The sequence below is a fragment of the Gemmatimonadota bacterium genome (assembly GCA_016713785.1).
Taxonomy (GTDB): domain Bacteria; phylum Gemmatimonadota; class Gemmatimonadetes; order Gemmatimonadales; family GWC2-71-9; genus JADJOM01.
Genome location: JADJOM010000003.1, coordinates 958,441 through 982,315, shown reverse-complemented (window position 1 = coordinate 982,315; position 23,875 = coordinate 958,441). Strand labels below are relative to the sequence as shown.

The 23,875-nt window shown below is 73.1% G+C and carries 25 protein-coding genes; 20 read left to right on the top strand and 5 right to left on the bottom strand.

Going from position 1 to position 23,875, the window contains the following annotated elements; genetic code table 11:
- Positions 1-11: 11 nt before the first annotated feature.
- From IPJ95_12360 to IPJ95_12285, 16 genes are all read left to right on the top strand, one after another.
- Positions 12-938 (top strand): DUF58 domain-containing protein, encoded by a 927-nt coding sequence (locus IPJ95_12360; protein ID MBK7924401.1) that lies wholly within the window; start codon positions 12-14, stop codon positions 936-938.
- Positions 935-1,735: a hypothetical protein gene (locus IPJ95_12355; GenBank protein ID MBK7924400.1), complete on the top strand. Its 801-nt coding sequence runs from the start codon at positions 935-937 to the stop codon at positions 1,733-1,735. Before IPJ95_12360 ends, IPJ95_12355 begins: the two co-directional genes overlap by 4 nt.
- A complete protein-coding gene (locus IPJ95_12350) occupies positions 1,732-2,706 on the top strand; it encodes a VWA domain-containing protein (GenBank protein ID MBK7924399.1) in 975 nt (324 codons plus the stop codon). Before IPJ95_12355 ends, IPJ95_12350 begins: the two co-directional genes overlap by 4 nt.
- Positions 2,703-4,334 carry a VWA domain-containing protein gene (locus IPJ95_12345; GenBank protein MBK7924398.1) on the top strand — a complete coding sequence of 544 codons (1,632 nt, stop codon included), beginning with the start codon at positions 2,703-2,705 and terminating at the stop codon, positions 4,332-4,334. Before IPJ95_12350 ends, IPJ95_12345 begins: the two co-directional genes overlap by 4 nt.
- Positions 4,331-6,637 (top strand): BatD family protein, encoded by a 2,307-nt coding sequence (locus IPJ95_12340; protein ID MBK7924397.1) that lies wholly within the window; start codon positions 4,331-4,333, stop codon positions 6,635-6,637. The genes IPJ95_12345 and IPJ95_12340 overlap by 4 nt, the downstream gene beginning before the upstream one ends.
- A 30-nt stretch (positions 6,638-6,667) precedes the next feature.
- Complete coding sequence (gene mutL, locus IPJ95_12335) at positions 6,668-8,395, top strand: DNA mismatch repair endonuclease MutL (protein ID MBK7924396.1); 1,728 nt, start codon at positions 6,668-6,670, stop codon at positions 8,393-8,395.
- Positions 8,382-9,305 carry a tRNA (adenosine(37)-N6)-dimethylallyltransferase MiaA gene (miaA, locus tag IPJ95_12330; GenBank protein ID MBK7924395.1) on the top strand — a complete coding sequence of 308 codons (924 nt, stop codon included), beginning with the start codon at positions 8,382-8,384 and terminating at the stop codon, positions 9,303-9,305. Before mutL ends, miaA begins: the two co-directional genes overlap by 14 nt.
- Before the next feature lie 46 nt (positions 9,306-9,351).
- Positions 9,352-9,846 (top strand): ankyrin repeat domain-containing protein, encoded by a 495-nt coding sequence (locus IPJ95_12325; protein ID MBK7924394.1) that lies wholly within the window; start codon positions 9,352-9,354, stop codon positions 9,844-9,846.
- A gap of 11 nt (positions 9,847-9,857) precedes the next feature.
- A complete protein-coding gene (gene bshA / locus IPJ95_12320) occupies positions 9,858-10,982 on the top strand; it encodes an N-acetyl-alpha-D-glucosaminyl L-malate synthase BshA (protein ID MBK7924393.1) in 1,125 nt (374 codons plus the stop codon).
- Complete coding sequence (locus IPJ95_12315) at positions 10,979-11,794, top strand: undecaprenyl-diphosphate phosphatase (GenBank protein MBK7924392.1); 816 nt, start codon at positions 10,979-10,981, stop codon at positions 11,792-11,794. Before bshA ends, IPJ95_12315 begins: the two co-directional genes overlap by 4 nt.
- Before the next feature lie 3 nt (positions 11,795-11,797).
- Positions 11,798-12,547 (top strand): biotin--[acetyl-CoA-carboxylase] ligase, encoded by a 750-nt coding sequence (locus IPJ95_12310; protein MBK7924391.1) that lies wholly within the window; start codon positions 11,798-11,800, stop codon positions 12,545-12,547.
- An 81-nt stretch (positions 12,548-12,628) separates the two neighbouring features.
- Positions 12,629-13,408: a type III pantothenate kinase gene (locus IPJ95_12305; protein ID MBK7924390.1), complete on the top strand. Its 780-nt coding sequence runs from the start codon at positions 12,629-12,631 to the stop codon at positions 13,406-13,408.
- A 73-nt stretch (positions 13,409-13,481) separates the two neighbouring features.
- Complete coding sequence (locus IPJ95_12300; protein ID MBK7924389.1) at positions 13,482-14,111, top strand: hypothetical protein; 630 nt, start codon at positions 13,482-13,484, stop codon at positions 14,109-14,111.
- Between the two features lie 6 nt (positions 14,112-14,117).
- The gene (locus tag IPJ95_12295) at positions 14,118-14,444 is read left to right on the top strand and encodes a hypothetical protein (protein MBK7924388.1); all 327 of its coding nucleotides are present in this window, start codon (positions 14,118-14,120) and stop codon (positions 14,442-14,444) included.
- Positions 14,441-14,833: a hypothetical protein gene (locus IPJ95_12290; protein MBK7924387.1), complete on the top strand. Its 393-nt coding sequence runs from the start codon at positions 14,441-14,443 to the stop codon at positions 14,831-14,833. The genes IPJ95_12295 and IPJ95_12290 overlap by 4 nt, the downstream gene beginning before the upstream one ends.
- Positions 14,830-15,804, top strand: coding sequence for a C40 family peptidase (locus IPJ95_12285; protein ID MBK7924386.1), 975 nt, complete (start codon positions 14,830-14,832; stop codon positions 15,802-15,804). Before IPJ95_12290 ends, IPJ95_12285 begins: the two co-directional genes overlap by 4 nt.
- Positions 15,805-15,877: 73 nt before the next feature.
- Here IPJ95_12285 and IPJ95_12280 read toward each other — a convergent pair whose 3' ends face one another.
- Positions 15,878-16,948 (bottom strand): hypothetical protein, encoded by a 1,071-nt coding sequence (locus IPJ95_12280; protein MBK7924385.1) that lies wholly within the window; start codon positions 16,946-16,948, stop codon positions 15,878-15,880.
- Positions 16,949-17,237: 289 nt separating this feature from the next.
- Here IPJ95_12280 and IPJ95_12275 point away from each other — a divergent pair, with 289 nt between their 5' ends.
- The 3 genes from IPJ95_12275 to IPJ95_12265 all read left to right on the top strand — a co-directional run bounded on the left by IPJ95_12275 (position 17,238) and on the right by IPJ95_12265 (position 19,780).
- Positions 17,238-17,549: a co-chaperone GroES gene (locus IPJ95_12275; GenBank protein ID MBK7924384.1), complete on the top strand. Its 312-nt coding sequence runs from the start codon at positions 17,238-17,240 to the stop codon at positions 17,547-17,549.
- Between the two features lie 32 nt (positions 17,550-17,581).
- Positions 17,582-19,213 carry a chaperonin GroEL gene (gene groL, locus IPJ95_12270; protein ID MBK7924383.1) on the top strand — a complete coding sequence of 544 codons (1,632 nt, stop codon included), beginning with the start codon at positions 17,582-17,584 and terminating at the stop codon, positions 19,211-19,213.
- A gap of 183 nt (positions 19,214-19,396) precedes the next feature.
- Positions 19,397-19,780 carry a hypothetical protein gene (locus IPJ95_12265; GenBank protein MBK7924382.1) on the top strand — a complete coding sequence of 128 codons (384 nt, stop codon included), beginning with the start codon at positions 19,397-19,399 and terminating at the stop codon, positions 19,778-19,780.
- A gap of 59 nt (positions 19,781-19,839) precedes the next feature.
- On the opposite strand, the gene IPJ95_12260 is transcribed toward IPJ95_12265, so the two are convergent.
- From IPJ95_12260 to IPJ95_12245, 4 genes are read right to left on the bottom strand one after another with little or no spacing between them, the layout of a single operon-like run.
- The gene (locus IPJ95_12260) at positions 19,840-20,628 is read right to left on the bottom strand and encodes an MBL fold metallo-hydrolase (GenBank protein MBK7924381.1); all 789 of its coding nucleotides are present in this window, start codon (positions 20,626-20,628) and stop codon (positions 19,840-19,842) included.
- Positions 20,625-21,794: a hypothetical protein gene (locus IPJ95_12255; protein MBK7924380.1), complete on the bottom strand. Its 1,170-nt coding sequence runs from the start codon at positions 21,792-21,794 to the stop codon at positions 20,625-20,627. Before IPJ95_12255 ends, IPJ95_12260 begins: the two co-directional genes overlap by 4 nt.
- Positions 21,791-22,819 (bottom strand): mannose-1-phosphate guanylyltransferase, encoded by a 1,029-nt coding sequence (locus IPJ95_12250; protein MBK7924379.1) that lies wholly within the window; start codon positions 22,817-22,819, stop codon positions 21,791-21,793. Before IPJ95_12250 ends, IPJ95_12255 begins: the two co-directional genes overlap by 4 nt.
- Positions 22,820-22,834: 15 nt before the next feature.
- Positions 22,835-23,188 carry a roadblock/LC7 domain-containing protein gene (locus IPJ95_12245; protein MBK7924378.1) on the bottom strand — a complete coding sequence of 118 codons (354 nt, stop codon included), beginning with the start codon at positions 23,186-23,188 and terminating at the stop codon, positions 22,835-22,837.
- A 117-nt stretch (positions 23,189-23,305) separates the two neighbouring features.
- Here IPJ95_12245 and IPJ95_12240 point away from each other — a divergent pair, with 117 nt between their 5' ends.
- Entirely contained in the window at positions 23,306-23,872 is a 567-nt protein-coding gene (locus IPJ95_12240) for a hypothetical protein (GenBank protein ID MBK7924377.1), read from the top strand.
- Positions 23,873-23,875: the final 3 nt, after the last annotated feature.

The following is a 23,875-nucleotide window of genomic DNA, read 5'->3' as shown; positions in this document are numbered from 1 at the left end:
CTCGCACGCCCGTGCGCGCCTCCGGCGCCGGCACCGGCGTCCACCCCCCGCCCATGCCGCCGATCTCTCCCGAAATCCTCAAGCAGGTCAAGGCGATCGAGCTCCGCTCCCGGGGCATCGTCTCCTCGCTGTTCGCCGGGGAGTATCGCTCGGTGTTCCGGGGGCAGGGGATGGAGTTCGCCGAGGTGCGGGGGTACGAGCATGGCGACGACTTCCGCGCCATCGACTGGAACGTCTCCGCCCGGCTGGGCCATCCATACATCAAGACCTTCATCGAGGAGCGCGAGGTCACGCTCCTCCTGGTGGTGGACCAGTCGGGGTCCACGCACTTCGGCACGCCCCGGTCCAAGTCCGCCGTCGCGGTGGAGGTGGCCTCCATCCTGGCGCTCGCGGCCGCGAGCACCAATGACCGGGTGGGCGCGCTGCTCTTCGCGGAGCGGGTGGAGCGGGTGATCCCGCCCGGCAAGGGGCGGCGGCATGCGCTGCGGGTGATCCGCGACCTCGTCGCGTTCACGCCCGCCAGCCGACGCACCGACCTCGCCACTGCGCTCCGCTACGCCACCGGCCTGCTGCGGCACCGGAGCATCGTGGTGGTGCTCTCCGACTTCCTCGCGCGTGGCTGGGAGCAGCCGTTGCGCCAGCTCGCGGTGCGGCACGATGTCGTGGCCGTGGCCGTGGAAGACCCGCGTGAGACCGACCTCCCCGATGCCGGCTGGATCGAGCTGGAAGACGCCGAGACCGGCGCGCGGCAGGTGGTGGACACCGGCGAGCGCCAGGTGCGCGGCCGGTTCCGGGCCCTGGCCGAGAAGCGCCGGGAGGAGCGGGGGCGCGGGCTGACGGCGGCCGGCGTCGACCAGGTGCTGATCCGGACCGACCAGGACTACGCGCCGGTGCTCCGGCGGGCCTTTGCCATGCGCGCCCGGCGGCTGCAGCGATGATCCCGCTGCTGCTCGCCCTGCAGGCGCCGCTCCCCACCGTCGGTGACACCATCTGGCTGGAGCGGCGGGTGACGCTCCCCGGCGGCGCGGAGGTGCGCCCCGCGACCTGGGAGCTCGAGGGCAGCGTCGGGCTGCTCGGGCGGCCCCGCACCCGGCGGGAGGGCGGGGAACTCGTCATCGCCTACCCGGTCGTGGCGTGGACCGCGGGCACCCACCAGCTGGTCATCCCCGGCCCGATCCTGGTGCGCGCCGACGGCAGCTCCGACACGCTGGCGGCCGAGCCGCGCATCATCGAGGTGGCCAGCGTGCTGCCGGCGGGGGCGGTGCCGGAACGGACGGCGCCGCAACCCGAGGCCGGAATCGTCGACCAGCGGGTCACCACGCCGCTCCCCCTGCTGGCGTGTCTGCTGCTGGCCGGGCTGCTCTTTGCGCCGCTCGCCTGGTGGTGGCTGCGCCGGGGGCCCGCGATGGTGGCCGCGGCGGGGGCCGCCCCGCCGCCACGAGCCCCGATGGAGGAGTGGCATGAGGCGGGCGAGCACCGGGCGGTGGCGGCCGTCGCCGCGCGCGAGCTGCGCCGGGCGGTGACCGGCCACCTCCCCGGCAGCGTGCCCGGGCTGGTGACCTCCCGGCTGCTGCGGGTGGTCGCCGAGCAGCGGCCCAGGTGGCCCGCCGAGGAGATCGGCACGGTGCTGCGGGCCCTCGAGGCGGCGGAGTTCGCCGAGCGCCCCGGGGCCGACGTGGCCGCGCTGGCGGCGCGTGCCGTCGAGCTGGCCCGCACGGTCGAGGGGGCGGCGTGAGCTTCGCCCGGCCGTGGCTGCTGCTGCTCCTGCTGCTCCCGGTGGCGTGGTGGTGGTGGCGGCGCGGGCAGCGCGCCGCCGGCACACGGTTCAGCGACCTGGGCCTGGTGCAGCTGGTCCGGGAACGCCGGTGGCTGGCCCGGCTGCCGCTGGCCCTGCGCGCGCTGGCCTTCGTGGCCTGGGTGGTGGCCGCCGCCGGTCCCCGGGTGGGCGGGGCGCAGGTCGAGATGAAGAAGGAAGGCATCGCGATCGTCATCGCGGTCGACATCTCGAGCAGCATGCTTGCGGAGGACTTCGCCCCGAGCAACCGGATGGAGGTCGCCAAGCAGCAGGCCATCGCCTTCATCAAGGGTCGCAGCGCCGACCGCATCGGGGTGGTGGCGTTCGCCGGGGAGGCGCTCACCCAGGTGCCGATCACCGTGGACTACCCGGTGCTCATCGAGGCGGTGGGCAAGCTCCGCATCGGGATGCTGGAGGACGGCACCGCGATCGGCACCGGGCTCGCGACCGCCGTGAACCGGCTGCGCGAGGCGCCGGGCAAGTCGAAGGTGGTGCTGCTGCTCACCGACGGCGTCAACAACCGGGGCACGGTCGATCCCCGCACCGCGGCGGCCGCCGCGTCCACCCTCGGCATCCGGGTCTATACCATCGGCGTCGGGACCGAGGGCGAGGCGCCGATCCCGACCGGCCGCGGCCTGTCGGGCTTCCGGTACGAGATGCTCCCGGTGCAGATCGACGAGCCGCTCATGCGCGACATCGCGGCGAGCACCGGCGGGCGGTACTTCCGCGCCAAGGACAGCGAGTCGCTGAGCCGGGTCCTGCAGCAGATCGACGGGCTGGAAAAGACGCCGATCCGCGTCACCCGCTACGTCCGGTACGACGAGATTGCCAAGCCGCTGGTGCTCGCCGGCTTGCTCGCGCTGGCCCTGGAGCTGCTGCTCAGCGCCACCCTCGTGGTGCGCACGCCATGAGCTTCGACAGCCCGCTGCTCCTGCTGCTCGCCCCCGGCATCGCGGCCGCGATCGGCCTCGTGGCCCTGCTGGCGCGGCGGCGGCGGATCGCGCGGGCGGCCGCGTGGTCGGCGGAGCTGGGTCGTCAGTCGCGGGCCAGTGGCGCGATGGCGCCGCTGCTCCTGGCGCTCGCCGGCCTCGCCGCCGGCGTGGGGATCGCCGGGCCCCGGGGCGGGCACGCCACCGTGAAAGCGGAGACCCAGGCCCTCTCCGTGGTGTTCGTGATGGACATCAGCCGGTCGATGCTGGCCGAGGACCAGGCGCCGAGCCGGCTGGCCCGCGCGGCCCGCGAGGCGCGCCGCCTGGTGCAGGACCTCGACCAGGACCGGGTGGGGCTCGTGGCCTTTGCCGGGCAGAGCTATATCCTGAGCCCGCTCACGCTCGATGGCGGCGCCATCACGCTGTTCCTCGACGCCCTCTCGCCGGACCTCGTGAGCCAGGGGGGCACCGCGATGGGGCGGGCCCTTCGACAGGGCGCCGATCTCCTCAACGCCTCCCGTGAGGCGGGCGACCGGGTCCTGGTGGTCTTCACCGACGGCGAGGCCCACGACTCCCTGCCGGACGTGCTGGCCGCCGCGCGCGCCCTGCGGGAGCAGCAGATCCGGCTGGTCCTGGTGGCGGAGGGCGGCACCAAGCCGGTACCCATTCCGGTGCGGGACAGCGCGGGGACCCTGATCGAGTACAAGACGGACGCGCAGGGCGCGGCGGTGGAGACCTTCCGCCGCGACCCGGTGCTGCAGCAGGTGGCCGACGCGGCCGCGGGCGCGCTGGTCCCCGCCGAACTGCCGGACCAGGCGGGCGCGGTGCGCGAGCTGCTCTCCGCCTTCCAGCGGGCCCCGACCACGAGCAGCAGCACCCAGGACCTGCTGCCCCTGGTGTGGATCCCGGCGCTGCTGGCGGCGCTGTTCCTGGCGGTGCAGACGGTCTCGCGCCGGACGGCCGCGCTGGTCGGGCTCGCCGCCCTGCTGTGCGCGGGCGGGCTCGCGGCCCAGCGCCCCGCGCCCGGGGTGCGCGACTACGAGGCGGGGCGGGCCGCCGCGGCCGCCCGCCAGCTGCAGGCCCGGCTGTCGCCCGCCGCCTCCGACACCGCCTACTACAACGCCGGCACCGCGCTGCTCGGCGCCGGGGAGCTGCCGGCGGCGGAGCAGGCGCTGGCCCAGGCCGCCCGGTCGCTCGATCCGGAGCTCCGCTACCGGGCCCTCTACAACCAGGGCGTCGTGCTGCTCCGGCGCGCGGCCGCCGATTCCGCCCGGCGCGATTCGCTGCTCGGCGAGGCGGCCGACCGGCTGCGCCAGGCGCTCACCCTGGAGCCGGCCAGCCCGCGCGCCAAGTGGAACCTCGAACTGGCGCAGCGGCAGCGCACCCCGCCGCCGTCCGGCGGCGGTAACGCGCCCAAGCCGCCGCCCCCGCGCGGGCAGCAACCCCAGAACCAGCAGCAGGGCCCGACCCGGCCTCCCGCGGGGATGCCCACCCTCTCGCCGGAGCAGGCGCAGCAGATCCTCAACTCGGTGACCCGCGAGGAGCGGGACACCCGCGCCCGCCGCCTGGGACGCGCCCGGCCCACGCCCCCCACGGAGCGGGACTGGTGATCGCGCTGGCGCTGGGCCTGATGCTGGTGGCGCAGCAGGCGCGCGGACCCGAGGTGATGCTCGCGGTCGACCGTGATCGCGTGGCTCCGGGCGACGTGATCACCCTGACCATTCGCGTGGTCAGCGATCTGTCCGATCCGATCCGGGTGGACCTCCCGACGCTGGGCGGCGTGGAGCTCGAGTCGCGCAGCGAGCGGAGCGACGTCAGCACCGGCGACAAGGCCGGCCGCAGCACCTGGATCGAGCTCAAGCTGCGGGCGGTGACGCCGGGAGAGTGGCGCCTCGGGCCCGTGAATGTCCGGCAGGGCATCGCCTATGCCCAGGGCGATGCCGTGGCCATCACCATCGAGGGTGGTACCCCCGCCGCCGTCACGGCGAGCCTCTCCGACCGGCTCAGCCGGATCATCCAGCGGGCCCCACCCCCGGGCGCCCTCGGCGCGGCGGGAATCTCGGTGGCGCTCTCCGATGATCGCGTCGTCGTGGGGCAGCAGGTGGACGTGGTGACGCTCGCCTGGTTCGAGCGCGAGACCCGGCAGCGGCTGCGCCGGGCCCCGACCGTCGAGCCCCCCCAGATCGAGGGCGTCTGGAGCTACCCGCAGCTGGTCCCCGGGGGCATCGCCGCGACCCGGCAGGTCGGCGGGAAATGGTACGACCTCTTCGTGCTGCACCAGGTGGCGTTTCCGCTGACCCCGGGCCGTTTCGCCGTGAGTCCGGCGCGCCTCACCTATCACCTCCCCCTGGCGTACCAGTTCTTCAGCCAGGAGGAGCGCTACGAGCTCGCCAGTGACCCGACCAGCTTTGCCGCGCTGGCGCTGCCCGACGCCGGCCGGCCCCCCGGCTTCGCGGGGGCCGTGGGGCACGGACTCAGCGTGACCCGCACCCTCACGCCCGCGAGCGGCCGGCAGGGTGAGGCGTTCACCGCCGAGATCGTGGTGCGGGGCGAAGGCAACGTGGCGCTGTGGCCGGAGCCGGGGGTGCGCTGGCCGGCCGGGGTCCGGGTGTATCCGGAGGCCGCCGAAGAGCGGCCCGCCTCGAACGGCGGCCGGTTCGGGGGCCGGAAGACATTTCACTTTCTCCTGATCCCCGATTCCGCCGGCACCCTCAGCGTCCCCGCCCTGGCCTATCCGTACTTCGACCCCGAGTCGGGGACCTACCAGCAGGTGACGGTGCCCCCCGGGGTGATGGTGGTGGCGCCGCGCGGCGAGCGAGTGGTGGCCCGGGCCGAACCGCCGCCGATCCGGCTCGACCTGCGGGTGCCCCTCGGCCGCCGAGTGCAGGCGGCGCTCCCCGTGGCGGCCTGGTGGCTGCTGGCGCTCGCGCCGCTGCTCGTGTGGCTGGTCCCCCGACTTCCGCGGCTCAGGCGCCCGCGCGGCCCCGCGCCGGCTCCCCGTGCCGAGACCCTCGGCCTGGCGCACCGCCGGGTGGTGCGCGCCCTGGCCGAGGTGGGCGAACGGGGCGAGGACGCCGGTCGCCTGGGGGCCCTCAAGGCCCGGCTGGACGCGGCGCGGTTCTCCCGCGATGCCGTCGCCGGGGAACATGCCCTGCTCACCGAGGTGGAGCAGGTGCTCGCCTCGCACCCCGACGGCGGCTCCCCCAGCCGGCGGCGCTGGCGGCAGCGGGCTGGGCTCATCGTGGTGCTCGGCATCCTGGGAGCGGGGGCCGGCGCGGCGCAGGCGGGCCCGGAGCAGCTCTATGAGGCGGGGGCATACCGCGCCGCGGCGGTCGGCTTCCTGCGCCGGGCCTCACTCGGGCCCGACGTCACCGCCCACTGGTTCAATCTCGGCGCCGCCGCGTTCCGCGGAGGCAGCGATGCGGCGGCGCTCGTGGCCTACGTGCGGGCGGCGCGGCTCAGCCCGCGGGATGGCGGGGTGCGGCGGGCGCTGGTGCTGCTGCCGCCGGCCGACTCCCGCGCGGCCGATGACCTGTGGGTGGCACCGGTCACGCCCGAGGAGTTGTGGCTGGTGGGGCTCGTCACCTGGCTGGCCGGCTGGGCGGGCATTCTCGTGACGCGGACCTGGCGGGGGCGGTGGGTGGTGCTCCTCGCGGGCGGGGCCACGCTGGTCGCGGCGGGGGAGGGGCTGGCCTGGCGCTACGCGCGCCCGCTGGCGGTCGTGGCGGAGAACCAGCAGCTCCGGCTCTCACCGCACGAGCTGGCCCCGGCGGTCGGCGAGGCCGCCCTGCTGAGCACGGTGCGGCTGGGCCCGGCGCGGGGCGCCTGGGTGCAGGTCGAGCTCCCCGGTGGTCAGCGCGGCTGGGCGGAGGCCGCGGGCCTCGTCCCGCTGGATGCGCCCCGGATCCCCTGACGGAAGCCGGTTCGGGCTTATCTTCTTCCCATGCCACGCCGCATCGCCATCCTGCCCGACACCGTCGCCGACCAGATCGCCGCCGGCGAGGTCGTCGAGCGCCCCGCCTCCGCCGTCAAGGAACTGGTGGAGAACGCCATCGATGCCGGCGCCAGCCGCGTCCGCATCGAACTCGAGCAGGGGGGCAAGACCCTCATCGAGGTCAGCGATGACGGCCACGGCATGGGCCGCGAGGACGCCATCCTCGCCCTCGATCGCCATGCCACCAGCAAGATCCGCAGCGCCGCCGACCTGGTGGGGGTGCGCACCTTCGGCTTCCGCGGGGAGGCGCTCCCGGCCATCGCCTCGGTGTCGCACTTCCGGCTGAGCAGCTCGGAGGGGGAGGGCGAGGCCACCGAGGTCGACGTCAATGGCGGCCGGGTGGACCAGGTGCGGCCCGCGGCGCGCCAGCGCGGCACCACCATCACGGTGCGCGGGCTGTTCTTCAATACCCCGGCCCGTCGCAAGTTCCTCCGCTCCGCCTCCAGCGAGTCGCGCGCGTGCTGGGAGGCCGTGGCCACCCTGGCGCTGGCGCATCCGACGGTGGGGCTGGAACTCGTCTTCGACGGCCGCACCCGGCTGCAGGTGCCCTCGGGCCAGTCGCCGGTGGAGCGGCTCGAGGCGGTGTGGGGCCCCGATCTCGCCCGCACGCTGGTCCCGGTGCAGTACGCCGTGGGCGGCTTCCAGGTGCGCGGCTTCATCCAGCGCCCCGCCGATGCCCAGCCCACCGGCCGCCGCACCCAGCTCTTCATCAATGGCCGGCCCTTCCGCGACAACTTCCTGGTGCGCGCGGCGGAGGCGGGCTACCGCTCCGCCATCCACCCGGGGGACCGCCCCTCGCTCTTTCTCGAACTCGAGACCACCAGCGACGACGTCGACGTCAACGTGCACCCCGCCAAGCTCGAGGTGCGGTTCCGCGACCGCATCGGCGCCGAGCGCGCGGTCGAGGAAGCGGTGCGCGACGCCCTCGGCAAGCTGGAGGCGGCCGCCCTGGTGAGCGGCCCGAGTCGCCGGGAATTCCAGCCGGTGGGGACCGCCACGCTGCCGGCCGGGTACGATGCCTCCCCGGGGCTCTTTGCCCCGCTGGACGGCGAGGCGCCCGAGGACGACGGGCCGGACGCGGCGCCCGCCACCGACCGCCCCGCGTGGGAGCTGGGCCCGATCACCCAGCTCTTCAACACTTACCTGGTCTACGAGTCGGCCGACGGCCTGGTCTTCGTGGACCAGCATTCCGCCCACGAGCGTGTGCTCTACGAGCAGGTGCTGGAACGGCTCACCGGCGGTGGCCTCCCCGGGCAGCGGCTGCTGCTCCCCGTGACGCTCGACCTCACCGACGAGGAGCTCGAGGTGGTGGAGCAGTACGGCGAGGTGCTCCGCCGGGTGGGGTACGAGGTGGAGCCCTTCGGCGGGCGGACCGTGGCCCTGCAGTCGGTGCCCTCCCCGCACCCGCGGTTCGATGCCGCCCGCTGCTTCCAGGAGATGGTGGCCGACCTCGCGCGCGGCCGCTTCGGGGGCTGGGCCAACCGGCTGGAACGGTTCGCCGCGACCTACGCCTGCCGCGCGGCGGTGAAGGGGGGCGATCCGCTCGATGAGCGGGAACAGCGGGAGCTCCTGGCCCGTCTCTTCGGCTGCGCGCTCCCCCCGCACGACGTGCACGGCCGCGCCACGATCGTGCAGCTCCCGCGGGAGGAGCTGGAGCGGCGCTTTGGCCGCCGTTAGGACCCCGGTCCTCCTCGGCCCCACCGGGATCGGCAAGACCGCCGTCGCCTTCGCCCTGCTGCAGCACTGGCCCCTCGAGGTGATCTCCGCCGATTCCCGCCAGGTGTATCGCGGGCTCGACATCGGCACCGCCAAGCCCCCGGCCCGCTGGCTGGCCCGGCTCCCGCACCACGGGCTCGACCTCGTGGCGCCGGGCGAGCGCTACAGCGCCGGGCGCTTCGCCGCCGACGCGCCGCTGTGGATCGCCTCCATCCTCCTGCGGGAGCGGATGCCGGTGGTGGTGGGTGGCACCGGGCTCTACGTGAAGGCGCTGGTCGACGGCCTCTTCGCCGAGCCGCCGCTCGACCCTACCCGCCGCCACGAGCTCGAGCGCTGGACCCGGACCCTCGAGCCGATCGACCTGGTGCGCTGGGCCGCGCGCCTCGATCCCGGGTTTCAGGGGGGCGGGCGGCAGCGGGCGGTGCGGGCCGTCGAGGTGGCGCTGCTCACCGGCCGGCCGCTCAGCTACTGGCAAGCGGCCGCGCGCGCACAGGGGGCGGTGCGCCCCTGGTACGTGGTGCTCACGGCGCCGCGCCCGGTGCTGCACCAGCGCATCCTGGTCCGGGCCGAGGAGATGGTCCGCCGCGGCATGATCGAGGAGGTGGCGGCGGTGCTGGCCGACGGGCTCCGGCCCGGCGCGCCGGGGCTCGACGCGATCGGCCCCCGGGAGGCGGTGGAGTACCTGCACGGCCTGCGCACCCGGGACAGCGTGGCGGAGGCGGTGGCGATCGCCAGCCGGCAGTACGCCAAGCGCCAGGAGACCTGGTTCCGCCACCAGCTCGACGGGCCGGTCCTCACGCTCGACGCCACCCGTCCACCGGAGGAGATCGCGGCCGAGATCGCCGCCCGCTGGGCCGCGGCCGGGCCCTGAGGCGCCACGGTGCGGCGGGCGCCCGCCAGCATTAGCTTCTGCCGCCATGGACCTCCGCGCCGAACTCGCCAGCGCCGCGCAGACGGGCGATGTCGCCCGCCTCCGCGAGCTGCTCGACCACAATCGTGACTTCTCCACCATGCCCGACCAGGCCGGCTGCACGCCGCTCCACTACGCGGCCTACTTCGGGCATCTGGAGGCGGCGCGCTACCTCCTCTCCATCGGGGCGGACCCGGCCGCGCTCTCCATGGACCCGCTGCGCAACCAGCCGCTGCACGCGGCCGCGACTGCGGGTCACGCGGCGGTCGTGACCCTGCTGCTCGGCGCCGGCGCCGACCCGAACGCCGAGCAGAGCGGCCAGTGGACGCCCCTGCATGGCGCGGCGGAGAAGGGCCACGTCGAGGTGGTGCGGGCCCTCCTCGCGGCGGGCGCACGGCCGGACCGCGCCAGCTATTCCGGGGCGACGCCGAGGTCGCTGGCGCGCGACAAGGCGCACGCGCAGGTGGTGGCCCTCCTCGAACCCGCTCCCGGCACCCCGTAACCGGATCCGTCATGCGCATCGGCATCACCTGCTATCCCACCTACGGCGGATCGGGGGCCCTCGCCACCGAACTGGGCCTGGCCCTCGCGCGGCGCGGGCACGAGGTGCACTTCATCTCCTACGCGTCCCCCTTCCGCCTGCGGGGCTTCGCGGAGCGGGTGGTATTCCACGAGGTGGACACGGCCATCTCGCACTACCCGCTGTTCGACCACTTCCCGTACACCCTGGCCCTCGCGTCCAAGCAGTACGAGGTGGCCCGGCGGGAAGAACTCGACATCCTGCACGTGCACTACGCCATCCCCCACGCCACCACCGCCTGGCTGGCGCGCGAGATGCTGGCCGGCGAGCGCAAGGTCCGGGTCATCACCACGCTGCACGGCACCGACATCACCCTGGTGGGGCAGGAGGCGAGCTTCTACCAGATCACCAAGTTCTCGATCGAGAAGTCGGACGAGGTGACGGCGGTCTCCAACTTCCTGCGCGATGAGACCTACCGCACCTTCGGCTGCGTCAGCTGCAACGTCGAGGTCATCCCCAACTTCGTGAACCTCGAGGAGTACCGCCCCGACCCGGACGCGCGGCGGGAGGCGCTCGCGCCGGCGGGGAACCGGGTCGTCACCCACATTTCGAACTTCCGTGAGGTCAAGCGGGTCAAGGACGTGGTCCGGATCTTCGCCCGCATCCGGAAGGCCATGCCGGCCACCCTGGTGATGATCGGTGACGGCCCCGAGCGCGGCGACGCCGAGCGGGAAGCGGAGCAGCTGGGCGTCGCGGAGAGCGTGCGGTTCCTCGGGCGGCTCGACCGGGTGGCGAGCATCCTCCAGGCGAGCGACCTCTTCCTGCTGCCGAGTCAGTCGGAGTCGTTCGGGCTCGCGGCGCTCGAGGCCATGGCCTGTGGCGCGCCCGCGGTGGGCAGCCGGGTCGGCGGGCTCCCCGAAGTGATCGAGGACGGGGTGTCGGGGCTGCTGGAACTGCCCGGCTCCGTGGAGGCCATGGGGCGCCGGGCCGTGGAGCTGCTGCAGGACCCGGGACGGTACGCCGCGATGCGGGAGGCCGCGATCGCGCAGGCCAACCGCTTCTCGGCCGACCGGATCGTCCCGATGTACGAGGCGGTCTACGCCCGGGCCATGGCGTGACCCCGGGCGAGTTCTTCGACGCCTCCGTCCTCGGGCTGGTCGAGGGTATCACCGAGTTCCTGCCGATCTCGAGCACCGGGCACCTGATCGTCGCGGCCGACTGGCTGCAGTTCACCGGGCCCCGCGCCAAGACCTTCGAGATCTTCATCCAGCTGGGCGCCATCCTGGCCATCGTGTGGATCTACCGCGACCGGTTCCTGGGGGTGGCGCGCCACGCGCTCCATGAACCCGACAGCCGGCGCTTCCTCACCAACCTGCTGCTGGGATTCCTGCCGGCGGCGGTGGTCGGGTTCCTCATCCACGGCTGGATCAAGGAGCACCTGTTCACGCCGACGGTGGTGGCGTGGGGATTCATCGGCGGCGGGGTGGTGATGCTCCTGATCGAGCGCCGCCGCCCCGTCCCGACGGTCACCGATGCCGCGACGATCGCCCCGTCCACGGCCTTCGCCATCGGCCTGGCGCAGATGCTCGCCCTGGTGCCCGGCGTCTCCCGGTCCGGGGCCACGATCATGGGAGGGTACCTGCTCGGCCTCTCCCGCACCGCGGCAACCGAGTTCTCGTTCTTCCTCGCGGTGCCGGTCCTCGCCGCCGCCGCGGGGTACGACCTGCTCAAGAGCCTCGACCTGCTGGTGGCGGCCGACGTGCCGGTCTTCGCGGCGGGCTTCGTGGTGGCGTTCCTGTCGGCGTTCGTGGTGGTCAAGGCGCTGCTGCGTTACGTGGCGCACCACAGCTTCGTGCCCTTCGCCTGGTACCGGATCGCCTTCGGGGCCTTCCTCCTCTGGCTCGCCGGCCAGCGCGGCCTCGGCGCCTGAGCCATGGACGGGCCCACGGTGTGCCAGCTCGACGAGACGGCCTCCACCCAGGACGTCCTGCACGAGATGGCCGCGGCCGGGGCGGCGACCGGCAGCGCCGTGGTGGCCCAGGCGCAGACCGGCGGACGCGGGCGCCGGGGGCGCACCTGGGCCTCGCCGGCGGGGGGCCTGTGGCTGAGTGTCCTCTGCCGCCCGCCCGCCGATGGCGCCCTCGACGTGCTCAGCCTCCGGGTGGGCCTCGCGGTGGGCGGCGCGCTCGAGGCCGCCTGCCCGGGCACGCGGCTGGCGCTCAAGTGGCCCAATGACCTCATGCTGATGGACCGGAAGCTGGGCGGCATCCTGTGTGAGGCACGCTGGCAGGGCGGGGTGCCGGGGTGGGTCGCAGTGGGCCTCGGGCTGAACGTCTGCAACCCCATCCCGGAGGACCTCGCGCCGGTGGCCATCGCGTTGGCCGCCGTGGCGCCCGACGCGACCCCGGGAGGCCTGCAGGAGCGACTCCTCGGCGCCATCCGCCACGCCGGAGGGCAGGGAGGCCCGCTGCGTCCGGCAGAGCTCGCCGACTGGGCCGCGCGCGACTGGCTCGCGGGGCGGCGGCTGGCGGCGCCGGTGGCGGGGCGGGCCGCCGGGCTCTCCGCCGATGGTGCGCTCCGGGTCACCACCGACGATGGCGCCACGGAGTTGGTGCGTGCCGGCACGGTGGCGCTGGATGCGGGAGCCCCCGGGCCGTCCCAGGGCGGCGCGATCCGTCCGTAACCCTCGACACCACGCGCCCCGGGCAGGTGCCCGAGGACACCCGACTTGAGCCGGCCCACCCTTACGCTACCTTGTTCAACCATGCTCCTCACACTGGACGTCGGCAACACCGAGATCACGGTCGGCCTGTTCCAGGGCGAGGCGCTCGCCGGGCACTGGCGGCTCACCACCAATCCCGACCGGACCCCGGATGAATGGGGCACCTCGCTCGGGGCCTTCCTCCTGCACGCGGGTCACTCCCCGAACGAGGTCCGCGCGGCGGTCATCGGGTCGGTGGCGCCGGGGGTCACCCAGAGTCTCCTCGAAGCCGTCCGGAACCTGACGGGCGCGCGGGTCACCGTCGTGGATGCCACCTCGCCGCTGCCCATCCGGCTCGATGTGGACGAGCCGCTCAGCGTCGGCGCCGACCGGATCATCAACACGCTCGCCGCCGTGGAGCGCTATCGGTGCGATACGGTCGTGGTGGACTTCGGGACGGCCACGACCTTCGACTGCATCACCGCCGATGGCCGCTTCATCGGCGGGGTCATCATGCCGGGCCTGCGGACCTCGGCCGACCACCTCACCCGCCGCGCCGCCAAGCTGCCGGCCACCGAATTGCGGCCCCCGGAGCGGGTGATCGGGCGGCGCACCGAGGAGTGCATCCGGGCCGGCGTGCTGCTCGGGGCCGCCGACGCGGTGGACGGCCTGGTGGCCCGCATCATCGCCGAATGGCCGACGCCCACGCGGCCCCGGGTCGTGGCCACCGGCGGGCTGGCCACCACCATCGTGCCGCTCACCCGCAGCATCGAGCTGGTCGACCCGGACCTCACCCTCCACGGCCTCCGCATCGCCGCCGGCCACCTGGGGGCACAGTGGTGAACGGGGGCGGTGGTCAACCGCGCGGGGCGCCCTTATACTTCCGGCGTCCTACATTCAGCCTTCCGGAGCGATCATGAGTGCCGCGGTCCACGCCCATGCTGGGGCCGACCATACCGAGCTGCCCTACGTCCTGCGGGCGGCCGTCAAGCTGGGCATCCTCGAATCGGTGGCGGTCCTGGTCATCGGCTCGGTCTCCAAGTACCTCGACGGCATGGCGGAGATCGCCCTGCTTGCGGTGCTGCTGACGGCCGCGATCGCCGCGGTGGCCTTCCTGCCGGGACTCTGGACGCGCGCCACCACCATCGAGGGCATCGCCGGGGCGGCCGGGATCGGCCTCGCCGCGACGATCGTCTTCATGGTGTTCGACGTGGCCCTCTTCCAGCCCTTCGGCCTGTACACCAACCGGTGGCTCGAGATCGGCGGCGGCAGCAACTGGTGGTACCATCCGGTCTGGTGGATGGCGGGCACCTACCTCCCGTGGCTCGGCGCCTGGGTCCTGGCCACGCAGGTGGCCAAGGGCAACCAGCCCAGCCTGGTCGGCGGCATGGCGGTCGTGCTGGTCGCCACGCTGGTGTGCATGGTCGCCGGCGTGGTGCTCCATGTCCCCGGGGCGGGGTGGAATGTCGGGACCTACGGGGTGGCATTCATCCCGGGATTCGCCCTCGCCACCGCGATCTCGGTCCTCGGGGCGCGACGGAAGTAGGAGTGGATGCGTTGGCTCATCTTCCTGGCCCGGATCGTCGGCTGGCTGCTCACGCCCCTGGTGGCGTGGGCAGCTTCGCTTTGGGGGGCGTGGCTGGTCCTCACCCGGGACGCCAGTTTCGCTAGCCCGCGCCACGCGCTGTACGCCGCCCTCGGCACCGGACTCGTCCTGGCGGTCATCGCCCTGCTGTTCTGGATCGAACTGCTGCGCCGCTCGCCCCGCCTCCGCCACTCCCTCCACGTGACCCGCGAGGGGCTCCCGGACCTCGAGGACGTGGTGGCCACCGATCCCGCCCCGATCCCCCCACCCTCGACCACGGAGCCTCGCCCATGACCACCCGCGCGCTGTCCCTGCTGCTGGTCGGCCTGATGGCCTGCGGCGGATCCGAGCGGCAGGCCGATGCCGACGCCGAGCCGGCGGAGGAGGAGGGCATGGTCTCCTCCGGAAGCAGTGATTCCCTGGCCCTGCGCACCCCTGGGGGCCAGGAGATCTGGTTCGTCGGGAGCCGGCCGGCCGCGGACTCCGCCGGGACGGTCTGCGTCGAGCGGACCATGCAGATCCGGGATGGCGACCGGAAGATCAACATCCCGCTGCTCTACACCGGCAGCGCCCCCCGCCTGGTGAACGATTCCACCATCGAAGCGGCCATCTGGCTGCGTTGCCGCCCCGGAAACCTCTACCAGGTGAACCTCCGGACCGGCCAGCCGGTGCGCGTCCGATGAGAGCCGCACTGGCGCTGCTGCTGCTCGGCGCCACGCCGGCCGCCGCCCAGGGGCCGGGGTTCCAGATCGGCCACCTGTTCACGGACCCGGCGGCGAACAGCTACCGCCTGGGCACCGCCGGGCGGCTTACCGGGCCGCTCGGCGCCGCGCTGCACGCCACCGTCGTCGATGGCCGCGCCCCGTTGGGCAACCTGTGGGGGATCGGCGTCGACTTTACCCTGTTCCGGAGCGGCGCGGCGGGCGTCTACGTGGTCGGCGGGGTCGAGGGTGGCCTCGCCACCCGGGGTGACCAGGAGCTCTGGGGCAGCTGGTCCACGGGCCTTGGCTACGAGGTCTTCCCCCTGCGGGGGCTCTCCCTCGCGGCCGAGGGCCGGTACCGCGAGGTCAACGGCCGCTACGACGGCATGGAACTCGGCGTCCGGCTCGGGCTGGACCGCCGCAGCCGGGGTGGCGGATCGAGCCGACCCTCGCCCCCGGCCGCCGCCGGCCCGAGCGCGCTTGCCACCTCTGCCGCCGATGCGGCGCCCGCTCCGGAAGTGGTCCGGGCCGACCTGGACCGCGCCGGTGTGACCGAGGAGCACGGCCGGTTGATCGGCCTGGTGGTGCAGGACGCGCTGGACGTGATGGGCATGCCCTACCGCTGGGGCGACGAGGGCGAGGAAGGCTTCGACTGCTCCGGGCTCATCCAGTACGCCTTCGGCCGCCACGGGATCGCGTTGCCGCGGCGCAGCACCGACCAGGCCCGACAGGGCACCGAGGTCCCCCGCAGCCTCGAGAGCCTGCGCCCCGGCGACGTCCTGACCTTTGCCAACCGGGGTACCCGCATCACCCACGTGGGGCTCTACGTGGGCAATGGCCGGTTCATCCACAGCGCCCGGGGCGGGGTCCAGCTGAGCGTGCTCGGCCCGGACGATGTCTCCGGACGGTGGTGGTTCCGGCGCTGGATCGGGGCGCGCCGCATCATCGGTTGAGCCTGACGGGGCGGGCACGGGACGCGGGGCAGCGGTCGTCCCGACCGGTGCCCCACCTCATGTCACGCCCCCCTCATGGCGTCTGCTGCGGCTCCATCCCCGCGTGATCGTGCCCATCGCCGGCGCCGGTCCTCATCCCCATGCCCATGATCTCGAGCGAGGCCAGGTCGCGCTGGTAGTCAGGATCGCGGTCGTCGATCCGGGGCAGGGCACGCACGTCGTCCGGGGCGAAGAGCGCGGCGAGGTGGGCCATGCCGCCGTTGACCAGCAGGGTCCCGGTGGGGTTGTCGTACACGCCCACCACGCGGTACCGGGATCCCGCCCTGAGCCGCACCCCGGCCCCTCGCACCCCGGGCAAGCCTCGGCTCACCCCGCGGACCCGGCCCGCCCGGTCGGCATCGGCCCTCACCTGCGCCAGCACCCGGCCGGAGGCCACGTCCTGCAGGCGCACTGTCCGGCCGTAGTCGTGCAGGTGCCCCCCGTAGCCGATGATCCGGCCCCCCACGGGGAGGGTGAATTCGTAGGCCCGCTCCGAACGCCCCGGTGGCAGGTCGAACGTGTTACTGCCGCCCACCCGCAGGTCCACGTCCATGTAGAGGGGGAAGACGTCCAGGGGCCGCGGGTTCTGGTTGCGGGGGAGGTACTCGATCGTCATGGCGAGGTACACGCCGTCGAGGTCGGCACCAGTGTCGTTGTGCCAGGCGATGTAGAAGCCGAGGTCCATGCCCGGCGTCATCGGCACGCCAATCGTGGCGGGCAGCCGGGCGTCCTCGGTCTCCTGTCCGGCGCCGAAGAGCCGCTCGGCCGCCGGGTAGAGCACCTGCCGGCGACCGTAGTTGATCACGACCATGTGGTGCATCAGCCGCCGGGGCAGGGCCTGGCCGCCGCCGCCCACCACGGCGGTCCGGAAGCCGCGGAACCACCCCTCCACCGGCCAGGCAAAGTGGAATACCGGCGTGCTGTGGGCCGCCCCCAGGTCCATCGCGTGATGGTCCATGGCGCCCATGTCGGGCAGGTGGAACGGGCCGGCGCGAATGGTGAACTCGTGGCGGGAGGAATCGACGGTGACGGTGACCGTCGGATCCACGGCGGGCCGGGGAGGGAGGGGCCTCCCCAGCGCAGTCAGCAGCAGGAAGGAGAGCATCGGCGCATTCTCGGTGTGGTACTGCCTCGGGCCTGGCGTGCCGGGCATTGGATGCGGGCAATCTAGGACTGCCTGGGAACGCTGTCATGGCCGGTCCGGTTCCCGGCCATGGGCTTCGGGTATGCGGTGAGGCCGCCTGGAGGAGGTTCCGGTATGGGCGGCCGAGCTGGCACTCGGAGTTGACAAGTGCTAGTCGCGGCTTATCTTTGCTTCCATTCGCTGGCAGTCTCGCTAGCGAACTGCTAATTAATTGCTGTTCAACAGTTTACATACCGACGTGGGAGGACCGATGGCGACCACGAAGGCCAAGCCGAAGCTCAAGATCCAGCCCCTTGAGGATCGTGTGGTGATCTGGCCGGATGACGAAGGCGAATCGATGCGGGGCGGGCTGTACATCCCCGACACCGCGAAGGAAAAGCCGACCCAGGGTGAGGTGGTGGCGGTCGGGCCGGGCCGGGTCGAGAAGGGCGACCGGGTCCCGATGGACGTGAAGGTCGGGGACAAGGTCCTCTACGGGAAGTACAGCGGCACCAATATCACGGTCGACGGCGAAGAGGTCGTCATCGTGAAGGCGTCGGACATCCTCGCCAAGATCGGCTGAGCCGGTCGGGCTTCTGACAGGAGAGCATTGCCATGGCTGCAAAGGAACTGCTGTTCAATAGCGAGGCCCGTGCCCGCCTCAAGAAGGGCGTGGACGCCCTCGCCGACGCGGTGAAGGTGACGCTCGGCCCCAAGGGCCGGAACGTCGTCATCGACAAGAAGTTCGGCTCCCCGACCGTCACCAAGGACGGCGTCACGGTGGCCAAGGAGATCGAGCTCGCGGACCCGATCGAAAACATGGGCGCGCAGATGGTGAAGGAGGTGGCCACCAAGACCTCCGACCTCGCCGGCGACGGCACCACCACCGCGACCGTGCTGGCCCAGGCGATCTATCGCGAGGGCCTCAAGAACGTCACCGCCGGCGCCAACCCGATGGAGCTCAAGCGGGGCATCGACCGCGCGGTCGAGGCGATCATCGACGAGCTGAAGCGGATCTCGACCCCGTCGGCCGGCAAGAAGGAGATCGCCCAGGTCGGCACCATCTCCGCCAACAACGACCATGAGATCGGCAAGCTGATCGCCGACGCCATGGAAAAGGTCGGCAAGGACGGCGTGATCACGGTCGAGGAGGCCAAGGGCCTCGAGACCACCCTGGAGACCGTGGACGGCATGCAGTTCGACCGCGGCTACCTCTCGCCGTACTTCGTCACCGATCCCGAGAAGATGGAGGCGGTGCTCGAGGACGGGTACATCCTGATCCACGACAAGAAGATCAGCGCCATGAAGGAGCTGCTCCCGGTCCTCGAGAAGATCGCCCAGACCGGCAAGCCCCTCCTGATCATCGCCGAGGACGTCGAGGGCGAGGCCCTCGCCACCCTGGTGGTGAACAAGCTCCGCGGCACGCTCAAGGTCTGCGCCGTCAAGGCGCCGGGCTTCGGGGACCGCCGCAAGGAGATGCTGGTCGACATCGCCAAGCTCACCGGCGGCAAGGTGATCTCCGAGGAAGTCGGCTTCAAGCTCGAGAACGCCGTCCTCGCCGACCTGGGCCGCGCCAAGCGGATCGTGGTGGACAAGGACAACACCACCGTGGTCGACGGCAAGGGCAAGGATGACGACATCCAGGGCCGCATCGCCGAGATCAAGGTCGCCATCGACAAGAGCACCAGCGACTACGACCGCGAGAAGCTGCAGGAGCGGCTGGCCAAGCTCTCCGGTGGCGTGGCGGTGATCCACGTGGGCGCCGCGACCGAGACCGAGATGAAGGAGAAGAAGGCCCGGGTCGAGGACGCGCTGCACGCGACCCGCGCCGCGGTCGAGGAAGGCATCGTGCCCGGCGGCGGCGTGGCCCTGCTGCGCGCCCAGTCGGTGCTGGAGAAGGTCAAGGGCACCGAGGACGAGAAGATCGGCGTGGACATCGTGCGCCGCGCCCTCGAGGAGCCCATCCGCATGATCGCCCAGAACGCGGGCGCCGAAGGCTCCATCATCGTGGCCAAGGTGCGGGAGTCCAAGGACAAGACCTTCGGGTACAACGCCGCCACCGACACCTACGAGGACCTGGTGAAGGCGGGCGTCATCGACCCGACCAAGGTGACCCGGACGGCGCTGCAGAACGCCGCCTCGATCGCCGGCCTGCTGCTCACCACCGAGTGCGTGGTCGTGGAGCGGAAGGAAGAGAAGCCGGCCCCGGCAGCTCCGGGTGGCGGCGGCATGGGCGGGATGTACTAGTCGGCACCGGGCGCCGGCCCCGTGCCGGCGCCCCCCGATCCTGCAGTCCCGGCGCCCCGGACCTCCACGGTCCGGGGCGTCCGGTTTAGGTGACCGGGCTCACAGGTTAGATTGGCGCGGTTCCTGCCCTGAAGGGTCCGGAGCCGGGCAATCGGCCCGGAAGTGTCCTCTGGAGGAGACATCGTGCGGAAACACCTGTTCCTGCTGCTGGCCTGCGCCGTCGCGGGTGCCTCGTCGCTGGCCGCGCAGAAAGACGCCCCGATCGTCGGGACCTGGCAGGCCGAGCTCAAGGACCAGAACCGGCAGGATGCCCCGCGCGAGGTGATCGTGCGCGCGGACTCGAGCGCCAGCTGGGGCAAGGAGACGGTGCGCTGGCGGCTCAAGGCGGACAGCGTCATGATCGCGCTCGGCGGCGAGTGGGTCACCTACAAGCTCAAGGTGGACCGGACCCGCCTTACGTTGTCCGGTGGGGACCTCGCCAAGCCGGTGACCCTCACGCGGGTGGGAGCGCCGACCCCGCGTCCCGAGGGGGTGGCGGTCCCTCCCGATCCTGACACCGTTCCATAGCGGGGCCTGGAGCATGCCGCGGCGCGGGGCGGGTCCTTCCGGGACTCGCCCCGCGCTGCTTACAGGAAGCGGGGCGGGGCGGAGATCACGATCGCGTCAAGCGGGCCATCCTGCCGTGCCACGTGCAGCGCCGTGGCATGGCCCGCGAGCGCCGGCAGCACCTCGGCCCGGGCGTGGTCGGCGGTGTTGCAGCGCTCGCTCAGGTGGGCCAGCACCACCGCCTCGAGGCCCGCGTGCGCCACGTCGGCCAGCAGCTCCGCCGCCGCCCGGTTGGAGAGGTGCCCCCCCGACCCGGCGATCCGTTCCTGCACCACGGGGGGGTAGCTGCTGGTGCGCAGCAGCACCTCATCGTGGTTGGCCTCGAGCACGATGGCGTGCGCCTCCCGCAGCAGGTAGCGGACGGCGGTGGTGGGGCGGCCCAGGTCGTAGGCCACCGCCACGCGGTGCCCGTGGGCGGTGCGCACCGAGACCGCCACCGGCTCCGCCGCATCGTGGCTCGTGGCGCATGCGGTGATGGTGAACCCGCCCAGCTCGGTGGCGCCAAGCAGCGCCAGCGGCACGAACGGAACGGTGGGCATCCGGGGACGGAGCCGGTCCCAGGTGCCGGGGGCGGTGAGGATCGGGATGCGGAGCTTCTGGCAGAGCCGGGCGGCGCCGGTGGTGTGGTCGCCGTGTTCGTGGGTCAGGACCAGGCCGATGGCGCGGCGCAGGTCGAGCCCGGCGAGCGCCGCGCGGCGTTCCATCTCCCGGGCGCTGAACCCGGCATCGATCAGGAGGATCTCGTCCTGGCTCTGGATGGCCAGGGCGTTGCCCGAGGAGCCCGACCCGAGGACGTGGAGGGTGGTCACCGACCGGTGACGCGGCGGTACATCCGCTCGAGGGCGGCCTTCCGCTCCGGGGTCCAGTCCACCTCACGCCGGGGGAGCACCCGCTCCGCCACCTTGAGGAACCCCTCCTCGGTCATGCGGTCGGAGCCGGCGCTGCCCCACGCCATCGCGGGGAGCTCCTTGGGCGGCGGGGCGTCGCCGAAGACGTTGGCGCCGGCCCCGACGATGGTCCCGGTGCCGAGCATGGTGCCGATCGCGGTCTTGGCGTGGTCACCGAACAGGGTCCCGAGGAACTGGCGGCCGGTCTCCAGCCGCGCGCCCCCCGAGACCAGCTGGACCGTCCCGTAGGTGTTCTTGAGGTTCGAGGTGGTGGTGAGCGCGCCCAGGTTCACCCAGTGCCCCAGGACGCTGTGGCCCACGAAGCCGTCGTGGCTCTTGTTGGCGTAGCCCAGGAACACGGTGTTGCTGACCTCGCCCTTCACGCTGGAGCGCGGCCCGAAGACGGAGGCCCGCAGGTGTCCGCCCAGCAATCGGGACCGCTCCCCGGCGTACAGCGGGCCCTCCAGCCGGGCGCCGTGGCGCACCTCCACGCCGGCCTCCAGCACGATTGCGCCGCCCCGGGTGTCGAACACCACCCCGGGCTCCACCCGGGCGCCGCGGCAGAAGACCAGCGCGGGGTCGCCGAGGACGATGCTCGCCGTCGGGACCGGATCCGACGCGCCGGCGGCAAAGCCGAGGCAGTCGGCGGGGAGGAAACGCTCGAGCGCGGTGACCAGGTCCCAGCTGCCCCGCAGCAGCAGCCCCTCGATTGGGAGCGCGGGGCCCGCGTCGCCGGGGCCGGTCCAGCGCGCTCCCGCGGGCACCACCCACGCCACCGTCTGTCCACCATGCGTGAGGCGCCGGGTGTCCGGCGCCAGCACGATCGGTTCCCCGGTGGGCGCGAACCAGGCGGCGGCCACCAGCGCGGGCCCGTCCACGGGGCCGGCCTCGCGCACCGCGGGCTCGTCGAGTTCGTGGAATCCCGCCACGTGGTCGCCGAGGATGGCGGCGGTATCGAGGTCCAGCGCTGCCTCCCACCGTTCCCGCACCTTCCAGACGCCGGCCCGGAGCTCGGCCAGGGGGCGGACGCCGCCGAAGGGGGCCCAGACCGCCCCAGGCTGCGCCGGTTCAAGGAGGTAGAGGTTCACGGGAGGTCGCGGACCTCGGGGGGCAGCTGGTCGAGGATGGTCTTGAGGCCGGCCGCCTGGTGGCGCGGCAGCACCAGGAGGCGCCCGTTGGCGTGCACCACCACCAGGTCCTTGAGCCCGCTCAGCACGATCGGGTCACCGGTGGCCCAGACCACGCAGTCGTCGCAGTCGAAGAGCTGCACCGGCCCATGGGTCACGTTGCCCCGCGCGTCGCGCCGGCGGACCCGGGCCAGGGCATCCCAGGTGCCGACGTCGTCCCAGGTGAAGCGGCCCGGCACCACCGCCACGGCGGCGCTCCGCTCCAGCACCCCGACATCGATCGAGACCGACGTGACCGCGGCAAAGAAGCCGGCCACGTCGCCGGCCGCGAGGCGGGGCAGGTGGGGTCCGATCTCCGGGGTGTGGCGCGCCACCTCCGTCAGCAGGTCGTCGGCGGTCCAGGCGAACAGCCCGCTGTTCCACAGGGCGCCGCTGGCCATCAGGTCGAGGGCCGTGGCCGCGCTCGGCTTCTCGGCGAAGCGCGACACCGTGCGGGCCACGTCGTCCAGTGGCGGGCCGGAGACGATATAGCCGAAGCCCGTGTCCGGGCGGGAGGGAAGGATGCCGACGGTGACCAGCCGGTGGTGGCGGACGGCGGTGTCGAGCGCCTGGGTAGCGGTGTGCCGGAAGGCGGCGTCCTCCCGGATGCTCCAGTCGGCATGGAGGGAGAGCACCTCCGCGGCCGGGTCGCGGCGGCGGGCCTCGAAGCTGGCCCAGACGAGGGCCGGCCCGGTCGAGGCGGCCCGCGGCTCGACCAGGATGTTCTCGGGCGGCAGCCGGAGGACGGCTTCCATGCGGGGCGCGAGGGCGGGTCCGGTGACCACGAGGATGCGCTCGCGGGGGATCAGCCCATCGAGCCGCAGGACCGCCTGCTCGGCGGTGGAGAGCTCACCAGCCAGGGGCAGTAGCTGCTTCGGCGTGGTAGGGGTGCTCAGCGGCCAGAAGCGGCTGCCGGAGCCACCCGCCAGGATGACGGCCCAGCGCATGTCAGTCGGGTGGGGTCAGAGGATGACGGCGAGGTCCGGCGCCCGCTGCCGGAGCTCGTAGAGGAGCGCCCCGATGTTGGTGCCGCGGGCGCCGAGCAGGAACAGGTGGCCTTCCTGGCCGAGGGGGCGGAGGATGGCCAGGCGGCCATCGAACTCGAGGACCCCGCTGGTGAAGCCGTCACACTCCGCCGCCTGGCCCAGGCGCCGGGCGCCGTTGGCGAAGGTGGCTGCAAGCGCCGCCACCGCCTCGACATCCACCGCCTCGCGGCCGGCCGAATCGATTGGCAAGCCGTCGCTGCTCAGCACCACCACGGCATCCACGTCGGGACGGGCCGCGAGGCCCTGGACGACGTCGCGCAGGCCGGACATGAGGCGCTCTCCGGAATCGAAGGGGGACGAGATTCGGGATTGTAGGGGGGCGAGTAGGGCGAAGTCAAGGAATGACTGCGGGTTGACCACGTTTTGCCGCCCCCCTAGAATCCCCCCATGACACGCGCCCGTTTCTGGCTCGGCGTGGCGGGCTTTACGCTCGTCGCCGCCTGCAGCGATCCCAATGCCATCCCCAAGGCCAGCCTCACCAACGAGGTCGACACGCTCACGCTGTGGGCGCTCGACGGCGGGCCGCTGACCAAGCCCTCCGCCTACTCGCTCAACGCCCGCAGCGGGGTCCGCACCTGGGACGTCGGGACCAACTTCGAGTTCGCCTTCACCTTCGACCCCGCCGGCCGCGCCGTGCTGCTGCCGCTGGACGTCATGGGGCTCGCCAGTGCCAGCTCGCTCAAGCCCGGGCTCAAGCCGACCACGCTCACCTTCGACGGCATGAAGCGGGGGGCCCGCAACGGGTACATCACCGCCGACACCATCGTGATCACCGAGGGAGAGCGCTACTTCCTCCGGACCGGTGTCAACACCTGCTCCTCGTACGGCGTGCCGCTCTACGGCAAGCTCGAAATCCTGGACCTCGACACCCTGGCCGGCACGCTGCAGCTGCGCGTGCTCGGCAACCAGAACTGCGCCTACCGCGACCTGGGCCTCGGCATCCCGAAGGACTGACCG